Genomic DNA, 3,534 nt, shown 5'->3' with positions numbered 1-3,534 from the left:
GTGCGGGTCCAGGGCGGCCGCCACCCGCTGCCGTCCGCGGCGATCGTCGACTCCCAATCGGTGCAGGGCGCCGACACGGTGGCCGGGTCGAGCCGAGGATACGACGCGGGCAATCATGCCGGGTGGCTCGTTATGCCGGTGCGGACCGGCCAGCCGGTTGTCGCCGCAGGTCGGCGGGGGTGAGCGGGATGGGATGCCCGACATAATTACAGGTGTTCGAGGAAGTCGAGGATGGGATCGGGCGGGCGGTAACGACCGCGGCCGACCGTGGGTGGTGCGGTGCGGGCGAGGGCTTTCTCCTTGAGCGCGAGGTCTGCATGGAGGTAGGCCTGGGTCGCCTTGGTATCGGAGTGCCCGAGCCAGAGCGCGATGGTGGAGATGTCGACACCGGCGTGCAGCAACGTCATCGCGGTGGTGTGACGCAGGACGTGAGGCGAAATATGTTTTGCGGCAAGCGACGGACATGCGCGCGCCGCGACCGTGACATGTTTGGCGAGCAGGTCTGCCACGGCGTCACGGCTCAGTCGTCCCCCGTCCCGGCTCGGGAACAGGTGATCGGTTGGTGCGCTCCGTATCTCGTGCGACCATTCGCGGAGCAATTTGGCGGTTGCCTTGGTCAGGGGGATGCGTCGTTCCTTGCGACCCTTCCCGGTGCAGCGCAGGTGGGCGCCGACGCCGAGTTCAATGTCGGCCCAGGTCAGACCGGTCAGTTCCGCGACACGCAGTCCGGTTTGGATCGCGACAAGCAACAGTGCGTGGTCACGGCGGCCCATGAAGGTGGTGCGCTCCGGGCTTGCCAGCAGCGCATCGATCTCGGTCCGGGTCAGGAACGAGACGATGGTCGACTCGGACCGTTTCGGGGGAATCGCCAAGACGCGCTGGATAAGAGCTGCATGTTCGGGACATCGCAGGGCCGCGTAGGTGAACAGCGAGTGGATCGCGGCCAGTCTGTTGTTGCGGGTGGCGATCGAGTTCCCCCGCTCCTGCTCGAGGTGATTCAGGAACGCGCCGATCAGCGACGCGTCTAGGTCGGCAACGTCGAGGTCCGAGGGCGGCTTGCCGAGCCGGCGCTGAGTAAAGCGGAGCAGCAGACAAAAACAGTCCCGGTAGGATGCCACGGTATGCCCGCTGGCATGGCGTTGGGCCAGTCGCTCGGTGAAATATGCCTCCAGGACGGGTGCGAGTGAGCTCACGACGACTCCTGCCAGAATCGTTCGAGCCGGCCCGCGGCGGCGGCCATCAGCTCCGGAGATGACTCGAGATACCAGTACGTCGACGACGGTTTGACGTGACCCAGGTAAGTGGACAGTGCCGGTAGCCGCCCCGGCACGGGGGCGTCGTCGGCGTACCATGCCACCAACGTCGCGACAGCAAAACTGTGGCGTAGATCGTAGAGTCGGGGGCGACGCCGACCCGGTGGCGCCGTGACGCCGGCGGCGGCGAGGAGACCGGCGAAGGTCGTGCTCATATTGGTGTGGTTGAGTCGCGTGCCGGCGCCGGAGAGGAAGAAGCACGGCACGGCCGGGTGTGGGCAGAGCTCATCGCGTCGGCGTGCGTAGTCCTCGAGCGCATCAGCGGTGGTCTGGTGCAACGGAACCTGCCGGGACTTGTCGAACTTTGAGTGCCGCACAATCAGGAGCGAGTCGTCAAGGTGAACGTCATCGCGGTCCAGACCCATCGCTTCGCCGGTGCGTAGGCCGGTGGCGGCCATCAGCCCGACAAACGTCTCGAAGGTGGCCGCCCGAAGCGGTGAGTCGAGCCGCCGTGCCGCGCCCATCACGGCAACGATCTGTGCGGGCGAATACAGGTAGGGCGTCCGTCTGCGAACACCCTTCGACAACAGCCCGGCGGGTGGCACTTCGGTCCGCTCGTCCCAGGCCCGCAGGTAGCCGGCGAACCCGCGAACCACGGTGAGCCGCTTGGCCCACCAGATCGGATCTGCATGCTCCGGTTCCGTGGCCCATGCCAGGGCAGCCTCGATGGTGATCCGGGTCAAACCATGATGTTCGAGGTGATCGACGAAACTGGCGAGAATTCGGCCCTCCTGGCGCAGTTGGTAACCGAGGGCACGGCGCATCGCGAGGTAATCGTCGGCCGCGGCGCGCAGCGTGCTCATCGCTGCTCTCCCGGCCATGGGCGCACAACCAGCTCCAGTGCAGCGCGGTCCACCTTGGCGTACAGGGCCGTCGTCGCCTCACAATGGTGACGAAGTATCTGTGCGACCTCGGCCAGCGACCCACCACCGGCCAGTATCTCAATTGCCGCCGTGTGACGCAGCCGATGGGCCCCGACAATCGGCACGCCCGCACGGCGTGACGCGCTGCGCGGGACCATAGCCACCGATCCGGCCGACATCGCACCGTCCGGGGCGCAGACGCGCACGAACAACGCCCGCGAAGACGATCGTGGCCGCCCGTTGCGCAGGTAGTCGACCAGCGCCTCGCCGACGTCTCGCGGCAGCGGCAGTCGATCGACCCTGCCGCCCTTGCCCCGCACGACGAGCTCACCGGATCGCCAGTCCACCTCGTCGAGAGTCAACGCCGCTACCTCACCGGCGCGAAGGCCGAGACGGACAAGGAGGGTCAACACCGCATAATCGCGCAGCCCAACAGATCTGGTTCGATCGCAGCTGCCCAGCAGCGCTGCGACGACGGACGCCTCCACCCCCTTGGGCAGCGTGGTCATCGGCCGACCGGCAACAGCCGGAACCACCACCGACAGGTCCCGTTCCACGAAACCGGCAACACACAAGAACCGCAACAGCGAACGCAGAGCGACGGTCAGTACCTTCATCGATCCGGTGCTGTACTGTCGCGATTCGGTGACCACAAACTCTGTCACCCCGGCCGGCGTGACCCGGTTGACGTCGAGGTCGGCGCCCAGAACGCACTCCGTCAGAAAACGACGAGCGATGTCTTCGTCGAGGCGTACGGTCGCCGGCGTAAGACGGCGCTCGTCGAACAGGTATCGGCGGTAGCTCACGAGCAGCACCTCGATCGCAGAGTCCGATACCGGTTGCGGGACCGGCGGGACGGCACCGACCTCCCGCAGATAGCCAAGCAGCGCCCGCAGCGACCGCGCCGTCAATCCTCGGCGGTAGCCGGCGTGCCTGCGCGCCAACACGAACCGCTCAACCATCTGCGGGGTCAGGTCCGCCGGCTCCACACCCTCCTGATCCAACCAGCGACTCAGGTGCGCCAGTACATAGGCGTGGTCCCTGGCAGTTCGCGGCGTGTAACCCAACCGGACCAACTCGTCCCAGAACCCCTCCGCATACGACGCCAGCGGACCCACCACCCGAACCTTCGACAATTCACTCACGACAAACTCCTCTCTGGATCAATTACCAAAGACGAGCCTCCTCACAAACCTGGCGTTATGCCGGGCACCCCACCCCGCTCACCCTCGCCGACCTGCGGCGACAACCGGCCGGACGGCCCGACCCGGCATAACGAACCACCCGGCATGATTCCCCGCATCGTATCCACGACTCGACCCGGCCACCGTGTCGGAACCCTGCACCGATTGGGAGTC

3 protein-coding genes and 1 pseudogene are annotated in these 3,534 nt (G+C 66.4%); 1 reads left to right on the top strand and 3 read right to left on the bottom strand.

The features are described from left to right. Positions 1-183: pseudogene (locus AZG88_RS52480) on the top strand (hypothetical protein); the annotation flags it as partial. 23 nt (positions 184-206) lie between these two features. Here AZG88_RS52480 and AZG88_RS05030 read toward each other — a convergent pair. Genes AZG88_RS05030 through AZG88_RS05020 form a run of 3 tightly spaced genes read right to left on the bottom strand, consistent with a single transcriptional unit; the run spans position 207 to position 3,321 of the window. After that, positions 207-1,193 (bottom strand): tyrosine-type recombinase/integrase, encoded by a 987-nt coding sequence (locus tag AZG88_RS05030; RefSeq protein WP_061697099.1) that lies wholly within the window; start codon positions 1,191-1,193, stop codon positions 207-209. Further along, complete coding sequence (locus AZG88_RS05025; RefSeq protein ID WP_061697098.1) at positions 1,190-2,116, bottom strand: tyrosine-type recombinase/integrase; 927 nt, start codon at positions 2,114-2,116, stop codon at positions 1,190-1,192. The genes AZG88_RS05030 and AZG88_RS05025 overlap by 4 nt, the downstream gene beginning before the upstream one ends. Beyond that, positions 2,113-3,321, bottom strand: a complete 1,209-nt coding sequence (locus AZG88_RS05020) for a tyrosine-type recombinase/integrase (protein WP_061697097.1) — start codon at positions 3,319-3,321, stop codon at positions 2,113-2,115. The genes AZG88_RS05025 and AZG88_RS05020 overlap by 4 nt, the downstream gene beginning before the upstream one ends. Between the last annotated feature and the right edge of the window lie 213 nt (positions 3,322-3,534).

Origin of the sequence: Rhodococcus sp. LB1 (assembly GCF_001583455.1) — a bacterium.
GTDB lineage: Bacteria > Actinomycetota > Actinomycetes > Mycobacteriales > Mycobacteriaceae > Rhodococcus_F > Rhodococcus_F opacus.
This window is presented reverse-complemented; position numbering and strand designations above follow the sequence as displayed.